The sequence below is a fragment of the Pseudomonas sp. G11 genome (genome assembly GCF_029457515.1).
In the GTDB taxonomy this organism is placed as follows: Bacteria; Pseudomonadota; Gammaproteobacteria; order Pseudomonadales; family Pseudomonadaceae; genus Aquipseudomonas; species Aquipseudomonas gorinensis.
The window spans coordinates 5851818-5872973 of the sequence record NZ_CP120377.1 but is presented as its reverse complement, the minus strand read 5'-3'; the positions used below and the strand labels follow the sequence as shown (position 1 = coordinate 5872973).

18 protein-coding genes are annotated in these 21156 nt (G+C 60.7%); 9 read left to right on the top strand and 9 right to left on the bottom strand.

The genetic code is table 11. The annotated features are described in order from the left end of the window. Position 1: 1 nt before the first annotated feature. Both P2T68_RS26935 and P2T68_RS26930 read left to right on the top strand, forming a co-directional pair. On the top strand, positions 2-895 hold the full coding sequence (locus P2T68_RS26935) for a LysR family transcriptional regulator (RefSeq protein ID WP_024076790.1): 894 nt from the start codon (positions 2-4) through the stop codon (positions 893-895). Positions 896-1037: 142 nt separating this feature from the next. After that, positions 1038-1160 carry a PA1414 family protein gene (locus P2T68_RS26930; protein WP_003193089.1) on the top strand — a complete coding sequence of 41 codons (123 nt, stop codon included), beginning with the start codon at positions 1038-1040 and terminating at the stop codon, positions 1158-1160. 588 nt (positions 1161-1748) lie between these two features. Here P2T68_RS26930 and P2T68_RS26925 read toward each other — a convergent pair. The 4 genes from P2T68_RS26925 to speB are packed head-to-tail and all read right to left on the bottom strand — an operon-like array spanning position 1749 to position 6071. Continuing rightward, positions 1749-3131 carry a sodium:solute symporter gene (locus P2T68_RS26925; protein WP_024076788.1) on the bottom strand — a complete coding sequence of 461 codons (1383 nt, stop codon included), beginning with the start codon at positions 3129-3131 and terminating at the stop codon, positions 1749-1751. Positions 3132-3165: 34 nt separating this feature from the next. Next, positions 3166-4677, bottom strand: coding sequence for a cytosine permease (locus P2T68_RS26920; protein WP_277378516.1), 1512 nt, complete (start codon positions 4675-4677; stop codon positions 3166-3168). 21 nt (positions 4678-4698) lie between these two features. After that, positions 4699-5121 carry a nuclear transport factor 2 family protein gene (locus tag P2T68_RS26915; protein ID WP_024076786.1) on the bottom strand — a complete coding sequence of 141 codons (423 nt, stop codon included), beginning with the start codon at positions 5119-5121 and terminating at the stop codon, positions 4699-4701. After that, positions 5121-6071, bottom strand: coding sequence for an agmatinase (gene speB, locus P2T68_RS26910; protein WP_017845302.1), 951 nt, complete (start codon positions 6069-6071; stop codon positions 5121-5123). The genes P2T68_RS26915 and speB overlap by 1 nt, the downstream gene beginning before the upstream one ends. A gap of 180 nt (positions 6072-6251) precedes the next feature. Between speB and P2T68_RS26905 the strand changes: the two genes are divergently transcribed. The 7 genes from P2T68_RS26905 to P2T68_RS26875 all read left to right on the top strand — a co-directional run bounded on the left by P2T68_RS26905 (position 6252) and on the right by P2T68_RS26875 (position 14168). Then, positions 6252-7145, top strand: a complete 894-nt coding sequence (locus P2T68_RS26905) for a LysR family transcriptional regulator (RefSeq protein ID WP_024076785.1) — start codon at positions 6252-6254, stop codon at positions 7143-7145. Between the two features lie 6 nt (positions 7146-7151). Continuing rightward, positions 7152-7757: a DTW domain-containing protein gene (locus P2T68_RS26900; protein WP_277378515.1), complete on the top strand. Its 606-nt coding sequence runs from the start codon at positions 7152-7154 to the stop codon at positions 7755-7757. 231 nt (positions 7758-7988) lie between these two features. Next, positions 7989-8891: a cysteine synthase CysM gene (cysM, locus tag P2T68_RS26895; RefSeq protein ID WP_024076783.1), complete on the top strand. Its 903-nt coding sequence runs from the start codon at positions 7989-7991 to the stop codon at positions 8889-8891. Further along, positions 8891-10243 carry a 23S rRNA (uracil(1939)-C(5))-methyltransferase RlmD gene (rlmD, locus tag P2T68_RS26890; protein WP_024076782.1) on the top strand — a complete coding sequence of 451 codons (1353 nt, stop codon included), beginning with the start codon at positions 8891-8893 and terminating at the stop codon, positions 10241-10243. Before cysM ends, rlmD begins: the two co-directional genes overlap by 1 nt. Positions 10244-10366: 123 nt before the next feature. Next, complete coding sequence (gene relA / locus P2T68_RS26885; RefSeq protein ID WP_024076781.1) at positions 10367-12610, top strand: GTP diphosphokinase; 2244 nt, start codon at positions 10367-10369, stop codon at positions 12608-12610. Between the two features lie 153 nt (positions 12611-12763). Continuing rightward, positions 12764-13597, top strand: a complete 834-nt coding sequence (gene mazG / locus P2T68_RS26880; protein ID WP_069076826.1) for a nucleoside triphosphate pyrophosphohydrolase — start codon at positions 12764-12766, stop codon at positions 13595-13597. 25 nt (positions 13598-13622) lie between these two features. Beyond that, complete coding sequence (locus P2T68_RS26875) at positions 13623-14168, top strand: DUF2058 domain-containing protein (protein WP_024076779.1); 546 nt, start codon at positions 13623-13625, stop codon at positions 14166-14168. Between the two features lie 65 nt (positions 14169-14233). On the opposite strand, the gene P2T68_RS26870 is transcribed toward P2T68_RS26875, so the two are convergent. The 5 genes from P2T68_RS26870 to P2T68_RS26850 all read right to left on the bottom strand — a co-directional run bounded on the left by P2T68_RS26870 (position 14234) and on the right by P2T68_RS26850 (position 21151). Next, positions 14234-16354 carry a TonB-dependent receptor gene (locus P2T68_RS26870; RefSeq protein ID WP_277378514.1) on the bottom strand — a complete coding sequence of 707 codons (2121 nt, stop codon included), beginning with the start codon at positions 16352-16354 and terminating at the stop codon, positions 14234-14236. Positions 16355-16365: 11 nt separating this feature from the next. Next, positions 16366-17577 (bottom strand): MFS transporter, encoded by a 1212-nt coding sequence (locus P2T68_RS26865; RefSeq protein ID WP_024076777.1) that lies wholly within the window; start codon positions 17575-17577, stop codon positions 16366-16368. After that, on the bottom strand, positions 17567-19492 hold the full coding sequence (locus P2T68_RS26860) for an IucA/IucC family protein (RefSeq protein ID WP_277378513.1): 1926 nt from the start codon (positions 19490-19492) through the stop codon (positions 17567-17569). The genes P2T68_RS26865 and P2T68_RS26860 overlap by 11 nt, the downstream gene beginning before the upstream one ends. A gap of 380 nt (positions 19493-19872) precedes the next feature. Further along, a complete protein-coding gene (locus P2T68_RS26855; protein WP_003175379.1) occupies positions 19873-20061 on the bottom strand; it encodes a hypothetical protein in 189 nt (62 codons plus the stop codon). A gap of 376 nt (positions 20062-20437) precedes the next feature. Next, positions 20438-21151, bottom strand: coding sequence for a DUF3108 domain-containing protein (locus tag P2T68_RS26850; protein WP_024076775.1), 714 nt, complete (start codon positions 21149-21151; stop codon positions 20438-20440). Positions 21152-21156: the final 5 nt, after the last annotated feature.

Below are 21156 nucleotides of genomic sequence, written 5' to 3'. Positions count from 1 at the left end.
TGTGGAGTTCAGTCAATTGCGCATTTTCCAGGCCGTGGCGGAAGAGGGCTCCATCACCCGCGCTGCCGAGCGCTTGCACCGTGTGCCATCGAACCTGTCGACCCGGCTCAGGCAGATGGAAGAACAGCTCGGCGTCGAGCTGTTTGTGCGCGAACGCCAGCGTTTGCAGCTTTCTCCGGCGGGCAAGGTGTTGCTGGACTACAGCACCCGTCTGCTGGCGCTGCACGATGAAGCCCATGGCGCCGTGCAAGGCGGGCAACCGGCCGGCGACTTCGTACTGGGCAGCATGTACAGCACGGCGGCGGTGCACTTGCCGAAGCTGTTGGCGCGTTATCACAAGGCTTACCCGATGGTGAACTTGCAGGTGCAATCGGCGCCCAGCGGTGAATTGCTCGAAGGGTTGATTACCGGTCGCCTGGATGCTGCTTTTGTGGACGGGCCCATCACTATCGCCTCGTTGGACGGCTTAGCCCTGTGCGAAGAACGCCTGGTGCTGATATGCGAAGCCGATCACCCGCCGGTGCGCGGCCCCCAGGACGTTGCTGGCCGTTCGGTGTTCACTTTCCGACGCAGCTGCGCCTATCGCACGCGCCTGGAAACCTGGTTTTCCCACGAGCACGTCGCCATGGGCCGGGCGATTGAGATCGAGTCTTACCAGGGCATGCTCGCCTGCGTCATCGCCGGTTCTGGTGTGGCCTTGATGTCTGAATCCATGCTCGACAGCCTGCCGGGCAAGGACGGTGTGTCCGTTCATCCGTTGACAGGGCATTTTGCCACTGCGACCACCTGGCTGATGTGGCGAAAGGGTATGCTCGGCGCTAACCTCAATGCATGGATCGACCTGCAGCAAGAGGGCAAGGCCGAGTCCCTGCCAGGCACGCGCGCGATTGCTTGAGCGATCCGTCAGGATTGGGATCGATTCGGTAATAGTTCGTTGTGGTTTCGTTCAAGCAATACGTAGGACTTAGGGCTACTATCAATGTAGGAAAGGGCGACAGAATTTGCGCCTACCCGCATTACCCTCAAAGGGGGCAACCATGAAAGAGAAAATCCAAAATTGGCTCCACGACCTCGGCGTTGCACTGGGCTTGATCGAGCCACCGCTGCAACCGGTGCCGATTCGTACTGATGACGAGCAGCGTCGGCCGCGTCGTCGGTAAGACTTGGGAAGCGCTCACACGAAGCACGTTACGAGCTGTGTGAGCGTTGCGGAGTAAAGGTCTGTAGAGGTGTTATTTAGATCGGGTGATTTTTGTCTTCCCGAAGCTGCGATCATCCTCATTAACCGGGCTGTTTGGGGCGTACTCTCCAACGACGGAAAACTCGCCGGTGTAATTGGGATCGACTTGAAAGTAAATTTCATGAGCGTAGTTGCGGCTTATAGACAGAGGAAAAGCGAGGCTTCCTGTTGCGTTATTGAATAGGAGCCTACATAGGCCGGAGTAGACCTCCACATTTTTTCCGTTCAGATGCACCCTGTCACCGGTTTGCAAGTTGGCGGGTACTGTAGGTCCGGGTGGATGTGAAGCTTTTGGATTTTTCATTTCAACACCTCGTTCCGTAAAGGTAATAAGCCCAGCTGTTTCCAGCTTGACATTGCAGTGTCAAGCTAATGCTGCGTTCAGCCTCATATCTACTGTCAGAAATACCAGTCCAGACCAACGGAAACTCCAGAATCCACGCAAAAAAAACGGGTGCGACATCCGACGTCGCACCCGCTGAAGAAACCGCTCTAAACCCGTTATTTCTTACAACGCCCGAGCCACCTCCGCCTCCGGCTGGCGCGACAACAAGCTCACCAGCACAAAGCTCACCAACGCCACCGCCAGGCTGTAGTAGATCGGCGTGTTCGCATCCAGCCCATCCTTGAACATGAACACCAGCGCCGTCACGAAGCCCAGGGTCATGGACGTGATAGCCCCCGATGTGGTTGCCCGCTTCCAGAAGATCGCGCCGATCAGCGGGATCAGCATGCCACCCACCAGCAGGTTGTAGGCCAGGGTCAGGGCGCTGATCACGTCATTTACCACCAGTGCGATACCCAGCACGACGATACCGGTCAACATTGTGAACAGGCGGTTGATTGCCAGGCTCGATTGTTTACCACCGCGTAAACGTGGCAGCAGGTCTTCGGTCAATACGGTGGCCGCCGCCAGCAAGCCCGCGCTGGCGGTGGACATCATCGCCGCCAGTGCCGCCGCAATCACCAGCCCGCGAATCCCATCCGGCAGCGACGCTTTGACGATCGCCGCAAACGCGTTATTGACGTTATCCAGATCCGGGATCAGCACGTGCGCCGCCATGCCGATCAAGGCACACGCCAGGCCATAGAGGATGCAGTAGAAACCAGCGAAAGTGCCTGCGTACTGGGCGACCTTTTCGTCCCGGGCGGTGAACACCCGCTGCCAGATGTCCTGGCCAATCAGGATGCCGAAGAAGTAGATCATGAAGTAGGTGATGATCGTGTCCCAGCCGATCGCGGTGAAGCTGAAGCTCGATGCTGGCAGCTTGGCCACCAGCTCATCCCAGCCGCCCACGCGGTACAGGCAGATCGGCAGCAGGATAAACATCAGGCCGACGGTCTTGATCACGAACTGCACGATGTCGGTGAGGGTCAGCGACCACATGCCGCCGATGGTCGAATACACCACGACCACGCCACCGCCCAACACCACCGAGATCCAGAACGGCAGGCCAAACAGCACTTGCAGCACCGTGCCGATGGCCAGGATTGAGGTCACGCCGATCATCAGCGCGTAGGCCAGCATGATCACCGCACTCGCCTGGCGAGCCATGGGGTTGTAGCGTTTTTCCAGGACCTGGGTCACGGTGAAGATCTTCAGCTTCAACAGCGGCTTGGCCAAAAACAGGTTCAGCGCGATGATCCCCATGCCCAATGCGGCACACAGCCAGAAGCCAGAGATGCCGTGCACATAGCCCAGGCGCACGGTACCGACGGTGGACGCGCCGCCCAGTACCGTGGCGGCCATGGTGCCCATGTACAGCGATGGCCCCAGGTTACGCCCTGCCACCAGGTAGTCTTCGTGAGTCTTGGCGCGGCGCATGCCGTAGTAGCCGAGCACAAGCATGCCGGCGGCGTAGATGAGTACGACGAATAAATCCAAAGCCATGACGGCGAGTCTCCGATTATCTTTTTTATTGGGGTCAGGCGGTCTGTTGCTGCACTGATTGCGCGCGCGCGTCAGTGCGCTGGCTGCGAGGGTCCGTTGGCCCATAGACGGCAGCCGGTTCCGGGAACATGCGAAGCAAGGTCAGGTACACCACCGAGGCCAGCCCCAGCGTCACCGGCAGGCTGATATCGATACCCTCGGCCAAGTTGCCCAGCGGCCCGACAAACTGCCCAGGCAAGTTGACGAAGCACAGGCCCACCAGCGCACTCGGGATCCAGGCTCCCAGCCCGCGCCAGTTCCAGCCATGGCTGAACCAGTAGCGGCCACCGGTTTCGCCGCGGGTGAACACCTGCAGGTCATCCGGGCAGTAGAAGCCTCGGCGTACGATCAGGCCGATGATCATCATCACCATCCACGGCGTGGTGCAGGTGATGATCAGCACGGCGAAGGTCGACACGCTTTGCACCAGGTTGGCGGCGAAACGTCCGATAAAGATGAAGGCAATCGACATCACCCCGATCAGCAGCGTGGCCTTGACCCGCGACAAAACGCGCGGAAACACGCTGGACATGTCCAGCCCGGTGCCATACAGCGACGTGGTGCCGGTGGACATGCCGCCGATCACTGCAATCAGGCACACCGGCAGGAAGAACCAGCTAGGTGCCACCGCCAGCAAGCCGCCGACATAGTTGTTGGCCGCGATGTAGTCCGGCGCCTTGATCGCCACGATGGTGGCGGTAGCCAGGCCGAACAGGAACGGAATCAAGGTGGCGACCTGCGCCAGGACCACGGCCAGCATGATCCGGCCCTTCGGGGTTTCCCGCGGGATATAGCGCGACCAGTCACCCAGGAACGCCCCGAAGGAGATCGGGTTGCTCATGGCCACCAGCGCGGCGCCGATAAAGGCCGCCCAGAAACCGCTCTGGCCCATCGCGACGGTGCCGGCGAAGTGGCTGTCGAAGGTTGGCGCGAACGCGAAGATGCCCAGCAGGAACAGCAGGCTCGCCGCCCACACGGCAATGCGGTTGACCCACAGCATGAAGCGAAAGCCGTAGATGCACACCGTCAGCACGAGAACAGCGAATACGCCGTAGGCCAGGCCCAGGGTCAGGTCGGTTTCCGGCAGGCCGATCAGGCGTTTCGCACCGCCGACCAGGGCATCGCCGGAACTCCACACCGACAGTGAGAAGAACGCAATCGCGGTCAGCAATGACAAAAACGAACCGACAATTCGCCCATGCACGCCAAAGTGCGCGCCGGAAGACACGGCGTTATTGGTGCCATTGATCGGCCCGAACAGGCCCATGGGCGCCAAAATCACGGCCCCCACCAGCACGCCCAGCACAATCGCCCAGACCCCAGCCTGGAACGACAAGCCGAACAACACCGGAAAGGAACCCAGCACGGCGGTGGCAAAGGTATTGGCACCGCCGAAGATCAGGCGAAACAGATCCTTGGGCCCCGCGGTACGTTCGTGGTCCGGGATCTGTTCGACCCCGTTGGTTTCTATTTTGCGAATACTGTTGTCGTTGTTTTTATTATTCATGATCAGCTCCGATCACATTGGCTAAGGGGGCGGCAGCCCTTCCGGCATAGCGGACAAATGTTCGTGACAGGCCAGCCATAGGCCTTCTTGTTGTTCTGCGCGCAGCCCTTGCCGTTTGAAGACAATGGTCTCGCGTTCCTGGCTAAAAAATTGCTCCCCGTTCATGCGCAGCTCGGTGGCCACGTCATGCATGAAAATCGCCACGTCGCCTTGCAGGCTGACAAAGGCGTTGCTTGAGGTGCAGGACAGCACTTCGAATCCCTCGTCCCGCCGCCAACTGTCCCACAACGCCTGGTAGGCATCGCGACTGAGCAGCGGCTGGGGGAGGGTGTAGAACACGAAGCTGGCATCGGCGCTGAACGCGCCGAAGTAAGCCTCGCGATCATTGCGCGCGAAGGCTGACACCAAGTCGGCCGCAGCTTTCAACACTTCATGGGCGCTCATCAGCGATGGGCCACGCCGGGCAGTACGCAGAGCATTTCGTACAGCAGGTTGGCGCCCAGCAGCGAGGTGTTGCCGGTGGTGTCGTAGGGCGGCGAAACCTCGACCAGATCGCAACCAATCAGGTCGAGGCCCTGGCAACCACGGATGATCTCGATTGCCTGGATCGTGGTCAGCCCACCAATTTCTGGAGTGCCGGTACCAGGTGCCCAGGCTGGGTCGATACCGTCGATGTCGAAACTCAGGTACACCGGGCCGCCACCGACTTTTTCGCGTACTTCGGCCATCAACGGTGCGAGGGAGTGGTGCCAGCATTCTTCGGCCTGGACCACCCGGAAGCCCTGCTTGCGGCTCCAGTTGAAGTCTTCGGCGGTGTAGCCCTGGGCACGCAGGCCGATCTGCACCACACGGTCACAATCGAGCAGGCCTTCTTCCACCGCGCGGCGGAAGGTGGTGCCGTGGGCGATTTTCTCGCCGAACATGTGGTCATTGACGTCAGCGTGGGCATCGATGTGCACCAGCCCGACCTTGCCGTGTTTCTTGTGGATCGCCCGCAGGATCGGCAGGGTGATGGTGTGGTCGCCACCCAGGGTCATGGGGATCACGTTGTGTTCGAGGATTTCGTCGTAGGCTTCTTCGATGATGCGCACGGCGTCGAGCAGGTTGAAGGTGTTGATCGCCACGTCGCCGATGTCGGCCACCGACAACGAATCGAACGGTGCGGCGCCGGTGGCCATGTTGTAAGGACGGATCATCACCGATTCGGCGCGGATTTCACGCGGCCCGAAGCGGGTGCCGGCGCGCAACGACGTGCCGATGTCCAGCGGTACGCCGATAAACGCGGCGTCCAGGCCCTTGGCCGACTGTAGATGGGGTAGTCGCATCATGGTGGCGATGCCGGCGAAGCGCGGCATTTCGTTGCCGCCCAGTGGTTGGTGGAAAATCTTGTCCACAGGATTGCCTCAGCGTTGTTTTGTTTATTAGGGGTCGATTCTGCGAAAAGGCAGGGGAGGGAAGAATCGCCAGGGGCAAATACTTAGTTCAGATTTTTCTAAACTAATGGCTGAGGTAGACTCTGACGATTCTTGTAGGTGCGAGATTGCTCCTACAGTTACTGCGTTTTTGGAGGCCCGATGGCCAACGCCTTGCCCGACCTGAAACTCCTGCGCATCTTCGTCAGCGTCGTGCGCCACCAGGGGTTCGCCAATGCCCAGCACGAACTCAACCTGTCCACCTCGGCCATCAGCACCTATATGAGCCAGTTGGAATCGGCGTTGGGCCTGGTGCTGTGTCATCGCGGCCGGGGCGGGTTCAGCCTGACCAGCAAGGGCGAGCTGTTCCACCAGGAAACCCTGCGCCTGCTCGGCGAACTGGAAGGCTTCGAGCAATACGCCGCCGCATTGAAGGGTGAGTTGCGCGGTACCCTCAAGCTCGGCGTGCTCGACTCTACCGTCAGCGACAAGGCCCTGCCGTTCGCCGAAGTCATCGGCGCCTATAGCCTGGAACACCCGGCGGTGCATTTGCATTTGTCGGTGATGAGCCCGTACGAACTGCAACTGGGCGTGCAGGACAATCGCCTCGACCTGGCCATCGGTGCCTTCTCCAATCGCATGAGCGGGCTGGTCTACATGCCGCTGTACCGCGAGCAACACTGGCTGTATTGCAGCACTCGCCACCCACTGTTCAACGAGCGGCGTATCCCCGAACAAGTGATTACCCAGCAACGCATGGTCGGGCGCGGCTACTGGAGCCAGGCGGAACTGGCGCGCCATGGTTTCAAGCACAGCGCCGCCACGGTGGAAAGTATGGAGGCACAGTTGATCCTGGTGCTGTCCGGCGCCTATATCGGCTACCTGCCCGAGCACTACGCCCAGGCCTGGGCTGACAAGGGTGACCTGCGCGTATTGCTGCCGGCGACCTTCGGCTACCAGGCGCCGTTCTCGATGATCATGCGCCGTGGCCGCAGTCGCGAACCGCTGATCCAGACCTTCCGCGATTTACTCAAAGCCCAGCTCAACCAGGCCTGAAGAACCATGTCCCGACCCCAATGTTCCCGCTGTCACAGGCCCGCTGCCCATTGCCTGTGCGCGCTGATCCCCCGCCTCGACAGCCGTACCCGTGTGTTGCTGTTGCAGCATCCGAGCGAGGTCAACCATGCGCTCAATACCGCGCGGCTGGCGGCGTTGGGTTTGAACAATGCGCAACTGGTGGTGGGGGAGGTCTTTGATGATCTGCCGACGCTATTGAGCCCGCCAGGCTATCAGGCGCGGCTGTTGTTCCCCGCCGACGACGCCCAGCTGCTGCAAGCCTATGCGCCCGACGATCAGCCGCTGTTGCTGGTGGTGCCCGATGGCACCTGGCGCAAGGCGCGCAAACTGCTGCACCTCAATCCTTTATTGGCGGCGTTGCCCCGGGTGACGCTGGTCGAGGGCGCCGTGTCCCGCTACCGATTACGCAAGGCGCCGGGGCCAGGGGCGTTGTCGACGGTGGAGGCGATTGTGCAGGCTTTGGAGGTGCTGGAGGCGCCGGTTTCGTTTGAGCCGTTGCTCAAGCCGTTTGATGCATTGATCGAAGGGCAGATTGCGGCGATGGGAGAGGAGGTCTTTCAGAAAAATCATGGCGACGGGTATTTGGGCTAGGCGGGTTATCGAGGTGCGGCTATCGGGGGCAAGCCCCCTCCCACATTCGACCGCATTCTCATGCTGGAACTCGGTCCAGTGTGGGAGGGGGCTTGCCCCCGATAGCGTCCGCCCAGCCGCCACCTCCCTCGCTTATTCCTATAAGCCATAAGCACCACACTTTGCGTGATATGGCGCGCCTGGCTTTCCCGGTATGATGTTCGCCCCCGCAGTCTGGATTGCGAATACGCCATGACCTTGCAGTACCCTACAATCGCCGATTGCGTCGGCAATACGCCCCTGGTCCGCTTGCAACGCATGGCGGGTGAAACCAGCAATACCCTGTTGCTCAAGCTCGAAGGGAACAACCCGGCTGGTTCGGTCAAGGACCGCCCGGCGTTGTCGATGATCACTCGCGCCGAGCTGCGCGGGCAGATCAAGCCGGGCGATACCCTGATCGAAGCCACCTCGGGTAACACCGGGATTGCCCTGGCCATGGCTGCGGCGATCAAGGGCTACAAAATGGTGCTGATCATGCCCGACAACGGCAGCGCCGAGCGCAAGGCGGCGATGACCGCCTATGGCGCCGAACTGGTGCTGGTCACCCAGGAAGAAGGCATGGAAGGTGCCCGCGACCTTGCCGAGCGCATGGCCGCCGAAGGCCGTGGCCAGGTACTGGACCAGTTCGCCAACGGTGATAACCCCGAAGCGCACTACACCACCACCGGCCCGGAAATCTGGCGCCAGACCCAAGGCACGATTACCCATTTCGTCAGTTCCATGGGCACTACCGGCACCATCATGGGCAACTCGCGCTACCTCAAGGAGCAGAATCCTGCGATCCAGATCATCGGCCTGCAACCGATGGAAGGCGCGGCGATCCCCGGTATCCGGCGCTGGCCCGAGGAGTATCTGCCGAAGATCTACAACGCCTCGCGGGTGGATCGCATCATCGACATGGCCCAGCGTGAAGCCGAAGACACCACCCGTCGCCTGGCCCGTGAAGAAGGTATCTTCTGCGGCGTGTCGTCCGGTGGGGCCGTGGCTGGCATGCTGCGCCTGTCCAAGGAAGTGGAAAACGCGGTGATCGTCGCGATCATCTGTGACCGAGGCGACCGTTACTTGTCGACCGGCATTTTCGACGAACCCAACTGATGGCCAAGCACGAGAGAGGCCTGCGCTTCCAACCGACGGGCGGCAGCCGGGCCCCGCAGATTCCTGTAGGCAAGAAGCAGCGCCTGACCATCGAGCGCCTGGCCAATGATGGCCGTGGCATCGTGTTCTTTGAGGGGCGCACCTGGTTCGTCAACGGCGCGTTGGCCGGCGAAGAGGTGGAAGCGCGGGTGCTGGGCGCCCACGGTAAGGTGGTCGAGGCGCGTACCGAGCGGGTGTTCAAGGCCAGCGAATTACGCCGCCCGGCACCGTGCGCGCACTTTGGCCGCTGCGGCGGTTGCAGCGTGCAGCACTTGCCCCATGACGAACAACTCGCCCTGAAACAGCGCATGCTCGCCGAGCAACTGTCCCGTGTGGCCGGTGTCGAACCGCAAGAATGGGCCGCGCCGTTGAGCGGGCCGGAGTTTGGCTATCGGCGTCGCGCCCGAGTGGCCGTGCGTTGGGATGCCAAGGCCAGGAAACTGGAAGTCGGTTTCCGCGCCGTGGCCAGCCAGGACATTGTCGCCATCGACGATTGCCCGGTGCTGGTACAGGCCTTGCAACCGATCATGCAGCGTCTGCCGAACATGCTGCGTCGCTTGAGCAAGCCTCAGGCATTGGGGCATGTGGAGGTGTTCAGCGGGTCGTCCAGCGCCGTGTTGCTGCGGCATATGGCGCCGTTGTCGGATGCGGACCTGCTGATCCTGAAAGAATTTTGTAACTTCCATGAAGCCCAGTTGTGGCTGCATGGCGAAGGCCAGCCGGAGCCTGTCGAGCCTGATCAGTCGCTGGGTTTTCGATTGGACGCATGGGACTTGGAGTTGGCGTACCGACCAGGGGATTTTGTCCAGGTCAACGCCGGGGTCAACGAGGCGATGGTTGCCCAGGCCCTGAACTGGCTGGCACCACAACCCGATGAGCGGGTGCTGGACCTGTTTTGCGGCCTGGGCAACTTCGCCCTGCCGCTGGCGAAACAGGTGCGCGAAGTGGTGGCGGTGGAAGGCGTGCAGGCCATGGTGGACCGGGCTGCACGGAACGCCATCAGCAACAATTTGCATAATGTGCAGTTTTTTCAGGCCGATTTGTCCCAGCCTTTGAATGACGTGGAATGGGCCAAACAGGGCTTTTCTGCGGTACTCTTGGACCCACCCCGCGATGGTGCCCTGGAGGTTGTGCGCAAGCTCGCCACCCTGGGGGCCAAGCGCCTGGTGTATGTGTCCTGTAACCCGGCGACGCTGGCGCGGGACACGGTTGAGCTGGTCAAGCAAGGCTACCGGCTAAAACGTGCCGGGATCCTCGACATGTTTCCGCAGACAGCGCATGTCGAGGCCATGGCGTTATTTGAAGCGGGCTAGGATGCCCGTTTAATCCGACTGGCCTGCGATCTCCAAGGCCTATGACCTGCCACGGAGTTCGCAGTAAAAAGGTCGGCGATGATTCTGGCGCATCGAAGGTGCGTCGTAGGGAAGGTAAGCAAGATGGTACAGGTGAGAGCACACCAGCCGATCAACACCGACGGCAGTATCAATCTCGAGGCATGGCTGGATCATGCCGTCAGTGTCGACCCGGCACTGGACCGTGAAGCCTTGAAAGCAGCCTGCGAGTTCGCTCGTGAGTCTGAACAGCAAGACAATGCGGCCAAGAACCTGTGGGCGGAGGGCACTTCCAGCTTTCGTACCGGGTTGGAAATCGCTGAGATCCTCGCCGATCTCAAGCTGGACCAGGATTCGCTGATCGCCGCCGTGCTCTATCGCGGCGTGCGTGAAGGGCACATCCCGTTGGCTACCGTTGGCCAGCGCTTTGGTTCGGTGGTGGCCAAGCTGATCGACGGCGTGCTGCGCATGGCCGCCATCAGTGCCAGCCTCAGCCCGCGCCAATCGATGGTGCTGGGCACCCAGGGCCAGGTGGAAAACCTGCGCAAGATGCTGGTGGCGATGGTCGACGACGTGCGTGTCGCGCTGATCAAGCTGGCCGAACGTACCTGCGCGATCCGTGCGGTGAAGACCGCTGATGACGAGAAGCGCAACCGCGTCGCCCGCGAAGTCTTCGACATCTACGCGCCCCTGGCCCACCGCCTGGGTATCGGCCATATCAAGTGGGAGCTGGAGGATTTGTCCTTTCGCTACCTTGAGCCCGACCAATACAAACAAATTGCTACCCTGCTGCATGAGCGGCGGCTCGACCGTGAGCGCTTCATCACCGACGTAATGGGCCAATTGCGGGCCGAGTTGCAGGCCACGGGTGTGGATGCCGACATCAGTGGCCGCGCCAAGCATATCTATTCGATCTGGCGCAAAATGCAGCGCAAGGGCCTGGCCTTCAGCCAGATCTACGATGTGCGTGCGGTGCGCGTGCTGGTGCCGGAAATGCGCGATTGCTACACCGCGCTGGGTATCGTCCACACCCTGTGGCGGCACATCCCCAAGGAATTCGACGACTACATCGCCAACCCCAAGGAAAACGGTTATCGCTCGCTGCATACGGCGGTGATTGGCCCCGAGGGCAAGGTGCTGGAAGTGCAGATCCGCACCCACGCCATGCACGAAGAGGCAGAGCTGGGTGTATGCGCGCATTGGCGCTACAAGGGCACCGACGTCAAGGCCGGGTCCAACCAGTACGAGGAGAAAATCTCCTGGCTGCGCCAAGTGCTGGAGTGGCACGAAGAACTCGGCGATATCGGCGGCCTGGCCGAACAGCTGCGCGTGGATATCGAGCCGGACCGGGTCTATATCTTCACCCCCGACGGCCACGCCATTGACTTGCCCAAAGGCGCCACGCCGCTGGACTTTGCCTACCGCGTACACACCGAAATCGGCCACAACTGCCGTGGCGCCAAGATCAATGGGCGCATCGTACCGCTCAACTACAGCCTGCAGACCGGTGAACAGGTCGAGATCATCACCAGCAAGCACGGTACGCCGAGCCGCGACTGGCTGAACCCGAACCTGGGCTACATCACCACGTCGCGGGCGCGGGCGAAGATCGTCCACTGGTTCAAATTGCAGGCGCGCGACCAGAACGTCGCCGCCGGCAAGACCCTGCTCGAACGCGAATTGGCGCGCCTCGGCCTGCCCCAGGTGGACTTCGACAAGCTGGCCGAGAAGGCCAACATGAAGGTCGCCGAAGACATGTTCGCCGCCCTCGGGGCTGGCGACCTGCGCCTGGCGCAACTGGTCAACCTGGCCCAGCAGTTGGTGGAGCCGGAGCGTGGCAACGAGCAACTGGAGCTCATCCCGCGCAAGGCCACCGGCTACAAGCCTGGCAAACGTGGCGATATCCAGATCCAGGGCGTGGGCAACCTGCTGACGCAAATTGCCGGTTGCTGCCAGCCTCTGCCGGGCGACGCCATCGTCGGCTACATCACCCAGGGCCGTGGCGTGAGCATTCACCGCCAGGACTGCGCTTCGGTGCTGCAACTGGGCGGGCGCGAGCCGGAGCGGATTATCCAGGTCAGTTGGGGCCCGGTGCCGGTGCTCACCTACCCGGTGGACATCATCATCCGCGCCTACGACCGTTCCGGTTTGCTGCGTGACGTCTCGCAAGTGCTGCTCAACGAGCGGATCAACGTGCTGGCGGTCAACACCCGCTCGAATAAAGAGGACAACACGGCGTTGATGTCCCTGACCATCGAGATCCCGGGGCTGGACGCGTTGGGGCGGTTGCTGGGGCGGATTTCCCAGTTGCCGAACATCATTGAGACGCGGCGCAACCGTACCCCATGAACGTCTGGATGAACACAGTCTGAAATGTGGGAGGGGGCTTGCCCCCGAAAGCGGAGTGTCAGGTACCAGATTCTTGGTTGACCCACCGCAATCGGGGGCAAGCCCCCTCCCACATTTGATCGGCGGTGTTCATACCTGATCGGAAATAGAATGATGTATTCACTTGAAGACCTGCTGCACCTGATGAGCCGCCTGCGAGACCCGCAATACGGGTGCCCGTGGGATATCAAGCAAACCTACGCCACCATTGTCCCGCACACCCTGGAAGAGGCCTACGAAGTGGCCGACGCCATCGAGCGCGGCGATTTCGATCATCTGCAAGGTGAGTTGGGCGACCTGTTGTTCCAGGTGGTGTATTACAGCCAACTGGCGCGGGAAGAGGGGCGCTTCGAATTTGCCGGGGTGATCGACAGCATCACGCGCAAGCTGATTCGCCGTCATCCCCATGTGTTCCCGACCGGCGATCTGTATGCGCCACTGGATATTCCTCAGCTGAGCGAAGAACAGGTAAAGGAACGTTGGGAGCAGATCAAGGCCGAGGAGCGTGCGGAAAAATCCGACGCGCCAGAGCAACTGTCCTTGCTCGACGATGTGCCGACGGCCTTGCCGTCCTTGTCCCGTGCCGCCAAATTGCAGAAGCGCGCCAGCCAGGTCGGTTTCGACTGGCCGGCGGCCTTGCCGGTGGTGGATAACGTGCGCGAAGAGTTGGACGAAGTGCTCGAAGCCATGGCCGATAACGATCCGGCGGCCATCGCCGATGAAGTCGGTGACCTGCTGTTTGCGGCGGTCAACCTGGCTCGTCACCTCAAGGTCGACCCGGAAACCGCCTTGCGCGGCGCCAATGCCAAATTCGAGCGACGTTTCCGATTTATCGAACAGGCATTGCGCGATACGCGCCAATCCATGGAAGATTGCACCCTCGAAGAGTTGGACGCCCTGTGGGGCGAAGCCAAACGCCAGGAAAAGAACGTGTCCAGCTGCGGTTGAGCAGTTGCCTAAGTGAGTAAGCACCATGAGCCTTTCCCTTCGCGACCAGTTGCTTAAAGCAGGTCTGGTCAACCAAAAGCAGGCCAAGCAGGTCGGCAAAGAGAAACAGAAACAGCAGCGCCTGGTCCACAAGGGGCAGGCCGAGGCCGATGACACCCAGGCGCGCCTGGCCCAGGAAGCGATGGCCGAGAAGGTCAAGCGTGACCAGGAGTTGAACCGTCAGCAACAGGAAAAAGCCGAGGCCAAGGCCCGTACGGCCCAGGTCAAGCAACTGATCGAGACCTCGCGCCTGCCCAAGCTGACCACCGAGGACTACTACAACTTCGTGGATGACAAGAAGGTCAAGCGCCTGTCGGTCAATACGTTGATGCGCAACAAGCTGAGCAACGGTTCCCTGGCGATCGTGCATCACGGTGGCGGCTATGAGGTGATCCCGCGCGAAGCGGCGCTGAAGATCCAGGAGCGCGCACCGGAGCGTATCGTGCAGCTCAATATCCTCACCGAAAGCCAGGTGCCGGACGAGGACGATCCGTATGCGGCCTATCAGATTCCTGATGATCTGATGTGGTAAGGCTGTAAAACAACAAACCCCGCTCAAAAGGCGGGGTTTGTGTTTTAGCGCGCAGCGTCAGGTGGTTACCAATCCACGGCGTAACTCATGCTGAAGGTGCGACCCTCGGCATTCGGGTAAGGCGCGCGGGCGTTGGCCTGGACGAACATGTTCTGGTAGTTGCGGTTGCTGAGGTTGTACACCGCACCTTCCAGGCGACCCACCGGCAGTCTCACGGAACCCAGCAGGTCGACCAGCGTGTAGCCTTGGATATCGCGGCCGTTGTTGTCTTTGAACGCCGCGTCGTAGTCGGCCAGGCGCATGCCTTGCAAGCGCACGCTGTAGTCGCCGCGGTCATAGCCAACAAAGGCCGTCGTCTTGGCGGGGGCAATACGTGTCGCCGGCAAGTCGATCCATTGTCCGTTCTGGCGGGTTTCGCCTTTGGCGTAAGCGTAAGTCCCACCCACCGACCATTGATCGGTGACGTTGTACGTCAGGCTGGTTTCGATGCCGCGCACGCGCTCTTTCTGGTTCACCAGGCGCAACACACGATCATTGGCATCGTAGAACTGAGTGACATCCGAGGTGTTTTCATACGCGGTGACGTTCGCCAGCCACTTGTCCCAATTCCCACGCCAGCCCAGCTCGTAGCTGTCGACCTTCAGGGCCTGAGCATTCAGTTTTTGAATGTCGTAAGTGCTGCTGACGTCGCGCAGGAAGCGCTGGATGTCCGGCAGGGAAAAGCCCTGGCTGAAGTTGACGAATACATCCTGGTTTTCGCTCAGGTGGTACACCGCCCCGAGGTTGTAGAGGGTGTCATCGTATTTGAGGGTGCCCCCTGGCAGGGTCGCGCGATTACCGGTCTGGACGATTTCGCCGTACGCAATGCTGTCGGCGATGTCGCTTTCGATCCACTCGCGACGTACACCGCCACGCAGGGTCCAGTCGTCGATGTCGTAGGACAGTTGGCCAAAAATAGCTTTGGTGGTGGTCTGGATGTCCGGCCCCAGTTCGAACGTGGTACCGGTCTTGGTGTAGGTGAGGCCGTTGACCCGGTACTGGTCGCCACGCTGACGTGAGGTTTCATGATCATAATCGGCACCCCACACCAGGTTGCCGGTCGCCGTGCCAATGTCCGGCATTGGCGTGTCGATGGCCGCTCGCAGGCCGTAAACATCTTGCACGCTGTTGTTGTCGGACACGCCCGCGCGGCCCCTGGACAGGTCGGGGAAGAACAGCGCGTCGGCACGCCGCCAATAACTTTCGACCTGCAGGCTTTGGCCGTAGAAATCCTGATCGGCGTAATTGAGGTTTACTGCCTGGTTGTGGGTGAACGGTTGATCGTCCAGGTCCAGGCCTTTTACCGCGACTGCGGTGTTGGTGACGCGTGGATTCTTGGTGTAACGCGTGTCTTGTTCGTCCTTGTAGTCTTGCAGGGACAGCGTGATTTTCTTGTCGTCATCCAGCTCGTAGCCGAAGCGACCTTGCAGGTCGTAGGTGTCGGTGTCCATGTTGCTGCCCTGGGACGTGTCCTGGGGAATGCGCTTGCCGTTACCGTCGAACTGGTCGTTGCGTTGCACAGCGTTGGCCGAGAGATACCAATCCACCGGGCCACTGCGGCCCGTGGCGCTTTGGAACGCTTCGTAGGAGAAACCTTTATGGCTGAAGTTGTTGCCGGTGGTCATGCCGATCTTGCTGCTCAACGCCAGCTCTTCACCTTTGTTGCGCTTGGTGATGATGTTGATGATGCCGCCTGACGCGCCCGCACCGTAGACACTGCTGGCACCGGAAATGACTTCGATACGCTCGATGCTTTCCGGCGCGACGCTGTTGAGCTGGCGGAAGTTGTCACGTGTGGCGTTCTGGGATACCCCGTCGATCAGGATCAGGGTATTGCGCCCACGAAGCGTCTGGCCGAAGTTGCTCATGCCGCCGCTGGAGGGGGCGATGCCTGGTACCAATTGCCCGAGGATGTCTGCAACCCGGCGACCGGCACCCGCTTGCTGGCGGATCTGCTCTTCGCTGATCACCTGCACCGAGCCGGGGATCGCCGCGATGCTGGTTTCACTGCGGGTGGCCGACACGACCGTGGCCTGCAGTTGCAGGTTGGTGGGTGCGGCTTGCGTACCTTCGCTCTCATCGGCCCAGGCGGGCACGCTTATCGACCCCAGAAGCGGCAGCAGAACTGCCAGTTGCGATTTGTTCATGACCTTGCCTTTCAGTTGTTAGAAGTATTGACAGAAAAACCGGATGTCTCGGGTGTTCGGGTGAACGAACGAATCGCGCGGATGCCCAGGGCGGCCAAGGCGTACGTGAGTGCCACCAGCCAGAAGCTGTGCGCCAGGCCCACGATGCCCATGCCGATACCGCCGATCAGCGCGCCACACAGCGCACCGGCTTTGGCGGCGCTGTTGCCCAGGCCCAGGGCAAAGCCCTGCTGGCTGGGCGCAACGGTGTTGGCGATCAATGTGTAGGCGACTGGCAGCAATGCACCCTGCCAAACGCCCCACAGGAGCCGGCTGGCGAGGAATCCCAGCCATTCGCTGGCCAGTGCCGTAAACGCCAGCGTCAAGGCACAGGACCACGTGACCCACTCGATGATGCGCAGCGTGTGCGCCGGTTGATGGCGGTCGAACAGGCGCCCCCATAACGGTGCGGACAGCGCCAGGGTCAGTGCGCTGGCGGCATAGCTGGCACCGATCAGCCACGCAGGAGCGTGTAGCACGTCGGCGACGTACAAGGCGTAAAACGGCTGGGGCATCATCTTGGCCGCCTGGATCAACACGATGATTCCCAGCATCGCACCGAGCCAGCCTTTGGGCAGCGCGGTCGGCGTTGCGCTGCGTGTTGGTCGTGATCGTGGTGCGTCGGTGGGCAAGAACAGGCTGATCACCGCGCACAACACGCACACCGCCGTGGCGCTGTAGCACAGCAGTGCAAAGCCCGAGACATCCATCAACCAGCCGCCCAACACCGGTCCGGCCAGCGAGCCCACGGCAGTCGCCGATTGCAGTCGAGCCAGAATGTGCCCGCGCCCGCCGTCGCCGCAGCAGGCCAGTGCATAGGCTTGCGCCGCGGCGATAAAACCGGCCAGTGCCCCTTGCGCGACCCTGATTGCCACGAGCAGCCAAGGATCGAAGGTCACGGCGGCCAGGCCCTGGCACACCGCCAACGCCAGCAACGCCCGGATGATCATTGGCTTGTGCCCGGTGTGGTCACCCAGTCGCCCCCACATGGGGGTCAGGATCATCGCCGCCATCATCGGCCCTGCGTACACCAGCGAGGACAGCAGGCCGGTGTATTGGGCATTGGCGACGCCGAGCAGCTTCTGGATTTGCAGCGGCCAGAAAGGTCCACTCATTTCCATGGCGCCCATCGACACCAACTGAATCACTACCAGCAGCCGCAGTGCGGTGTTGTTAGCCGGCATTGGCGGCGGCGCTCAGCGGGTTCGGCAAACGCCCGACGATATCGGCATGGCTCTCCAACAGACGCATGCGCATGAACGACTTGGCTGGCCAGTCCTGCTCCAGCAACGCTTTGCGCTCGGTCTCCCAGCGCTGTGGTTCGACCTTGTTGCGCAAGTCGTCGAAGCACTGGCTGACCTGTGTCGACAGTTCGTTCCAGAGCAGCACTTGGGGCACGTCGAAGTGGCGTGCGCTGAGCAACACGAGTTCGCCCAGGTGGCACATGAATACGGTGTGCAGCAGTTTGTCGCGCACGAATCCGGCATCGTCGTACAGGGTCATTTTGGGATCGTGCAGTTCGATGTCCAGGCCATGGGCGTGCAAGGCCTTGCGGTCGATCCGGATATCACCGAAATCACGCAAGAGCAGGCGGCTCAACTGCCCGTCAGCGGCCATGACCATGAAGGAGTTCTGCTGATGAGCTTCGAAGGCCACGCCATAACGTAAATACATGCCCAGCAGTGCCGGTACGGCAATCGCGGCGTAGTCCCGAAAGAACGCGAGCAGGGCAGCTGTGTCGTCCTTGCCTTGGCTCAGTCGCACCCATTGGCGCAGCAGCGGCTGCCCGTGCTGGTCGATCGCGAACAGGCTGCCGACCGGCACGGCCATTTCACCCGGTTGGAGCAGGCTCTGGGGGGCGTCACGGTACAGTACGGCCAGGTGGCGGGAGTGTTCATCATTGGCCGGTTGCGGCTTGAAATGCACGCCGATCCGCTCGGGGACGATGCTGAGGATCTGCTGGATCGAAGGCTCGCGCTCGAGGATCGTCTGCAGCAGGTGGCTGATCCGCGGGCCCATGCGCGCCGAACGTGGCGAAACAGTGCGCTGCACACTGGTCAGGCGCAGTGAAACCGGAAGTTTCACCATCGGTGCGTCGCACCGGCCTTCAGGCAGCACGGTCCTGAACGACATGGTCGGGTGGGCGGTGAACGCAACGATATCGGTCAGCACCAACAACCGGTCTCCAATTTCGTTGGCGAACAATTGCGGTAACTCTTGGCGGGCCTGCCAAGGGTGAGCCGGCAACGGCAGATAATCGCCAGCCTCAAGGCCTTGAGCGGTCAACTGCGCCGTCAGCTGCCGGGCGGCCTGGGGGAAATGATGTTGCCACCATTGCCAGTAATCCGCGGTGCCCGCCAGCCTTTCCACATGGGCGAATTGGCGATGCAGGGCGCACAGGAATACCGGAAAACGGGCTTCGAATTCCGGTGAGAAATCGATGACCTGGTGGGTATTCAAACCCAGTTTGGTCTTGTAATTGGGGTGCCAGGGATGGCCCAGCGTGCCCCATTGCTCAAGCGTGGAGGTCGGATTGGTCACACTGGGGTCATGCTTGAGGTGGCTCAAAAGGTTGCTTTGGTGCATCGGGTCCATTGCCGCATGGAGCTTGAGTGTCCATTGCTCATGAAAGGCGAGGCACAGCGTATCGTTGACAAAGCTGTCGTCGATTTCGGTGTTGAGGCGGCCCAGGACGTCCGGGTCGGCAGGTGATTCGAGACTGCTGTTGAGCAGCGTCAGTAGCTGCGACGGGAACTGAATATTCAGGTCAGGATGATCATCACGCAGCAGGGTGACCCGGCCACGCACGTCCCAGCTGGCCATGCGGCCGGGGAGCAGGTGATCGAAACGCAGGCGGCTCTGGTCAGGCAGCGCGAGCCAGCAGTGTCCGTGTTCGTCATAGGTGCGGGTGCTGGGGGCCAGCAGGCCTTCACGAAACAGTGCTTGGATCAAACGTTGAAAGCTACGCTCGGCGGCGGGGGCCAGGGCTTTGATCAGAGCGTCGAGGGTGATGTTGTTAGCCTGAAATTGCGGGGTAGCAAGTGCTTCGCTCCAACGTTCAAGCAACAATTGTTCTGGGGTACGGCTGTGTCCGCGCATCAAGTGGAGTTCCCTGTCCGTGAGCCTGAGTGAAAAGCGGCTGAATGTTATCGAGAACTATTACCAATTGTCTATTTATTGTTACCTTTTTGCTGAAAGGTTTATTCAGAGGCTCGGGGGGAGAGGTGGGGCGCGAACGATTCGGGTGGTCAAAAGCACGGCAAGGGGCGTCGAGGCCTGTGTAAAGGGCTGCTTCAACGTTGTGATAGGGGGGGCGGGAGGTGGGCTGGGGCGGCGTGAAATATGTATTTTTCGATACAGTTGTCGAGGCTGAGGCAAAGACGGTCACGATTAAAAACGGCAAACCCCGCTCAATGACGGGGTCTGTCGTGTGTAGACGGCCTGGCTGCGTGGGCCGGCGCCTACTTGATTTCAGTGTTTCAGGAGCTCTGGGCCTGGCGTTTCATTTCAAGCGATTCGAGCTCGTTTTTATAGTTATGAGCGTCGCTCTCGTTGTGAAACATGCCGACCAGCAGGTCTTGTTGGTGGACATCCCAGATGTGAATCCCATGGCCCAGCGCTTCGTGGGACATATGTTCGTCGTCGCGTTCAGTCACTTTTACAGTCATCTGCTTGCTCCAATCTCTGGTTGATCTGCGGCAAGTCGTCGCAGGCCTTTGTTATATGTTTTGTTAGCTTGCTAAGTAAACTGATTTTCCCTGCAACAATTAATTGCAGGAAGCGCAACAATCCCGCAGGCCCCGTAAACCGCGACATTGCGTCGCAGGGCGCTGGGTTTTATGACAAAAGTTTCATGTCTGGGTCAGGCTTTGACTGCTTTATTGACCCAGCCGCCCGCCATCGGGGTGTAGCCCCCTCCCACATTTGGAATGCGTTCCCAGTGGAGGAGGGCGCTTGCCCCCGATGGCGATAGCGGCCCGGCGTGAAAAGCCAGGCGAAAAAAAGCCCCGCATCAGCGAGGCTCCTTTATTGAACATCAGCTCATCAGCTGCCTTTGACAGACTTGCCGTCAACGGTGCCATCTTGCAGCATGATGTTGTATTCCTTGCCGTCGGTTTCCACCTGGCGCAGGGCGACCAGAAGGCCGCCCCAGTCCTTGGCGAACCACATCTGGGTGATGCGCTTGCTTTGGGTTGGGTCACGCACTCGCTCGACCTTGATCGCGTCGATGGAGCCGGCTTTGGTCTGGACCTTTTCCGGGCCGATCACGCGGAAGTCGTAGGTGTCGACATCGGTGCCTTCAACCACGTTGTAGCTCATGCTTTTCTTGCCGGCAGCGACATCCCGCTGCAGGGCCAACTGGTAGGTCGACTTATCAAGCATGCCGCTTTGCAGGGGCACGTTGACCGGGTCCTTGTTTTCAAAACCGGTGACTTTCTTGGTCGTCTGGTCGAAGTCCAGGTTGATCTTCTTCGCCCTGCCCAAGCCACCCCGTTCGAAGGTGTAGCTCTTGGGTTGCAGGGTGTCCTTGTCAAACAGGATCACGCTGGTCTCGGTCAGGCTGGCGATCATCATGGACGCCTTGAAGTTCAAGGTCCAGGAGCCGTCGCCGTTCTTGGTCAGGCTGCGTTCGGCCGAACCACTCATGGGCAACTGTTTCCAGTCGGCGGTGTAGCTGGCGGAGAACGGGTGTAGGTCTGCCGCTTGCACGGCGGGCAAGGCGAACAGCGCAAAAGCGAAGAGCAAGGCGCGACGCATAAAAT